1 protein-coding gene is annotated in these 238 nt (G+C 63.0%); it reads left to right on the top strand.

The genetic code is table 11. The features are described from left to right. Positions 1–13: 13 nt before the first annotated feature. The coding region (locus ACSNOK_RS36095) for a hypothetical protein (RefSeq protein WP_436784875.1) at positions 14–238 on the top strand (225 nt) is incomplete at its 3' end.

Genomic DNA, 238 nt, shown 5'->3' with positions numbered 1-238 from the left:
CACCTTCCATGGTGTGGCGCAACCCCAGCTCTGCGGTGTGCCGATTGACTTTGGGCAATCCAAGCCAGGTACTTTCACGCCCGGCGAGATCGACACCTACCAGTTCCAGGGTACCGTGGGTCAGGTGCTCAACATCAGCATTGTTGGAACCTCCGGGGCTGGATGGACCCTCTACGATCCCACTGGAACGCCGGTGCCCCGCGACGGCGAGCGCGTCACGCTCCAACGCAGTGGGACC

This window comes from Streptomyces sp. URMC 126 (assembly GCF_051386555.1).
In the GTDB taxonomy this organism is placed as follows: Bacteria; Actinomycetota; Actinomycetes; order Streptomycetales; family Streptomycetaceae; genus Streptomyces.
This window is presented reverse-complemented; position numbering and strand designations above follow the sequence as displayed.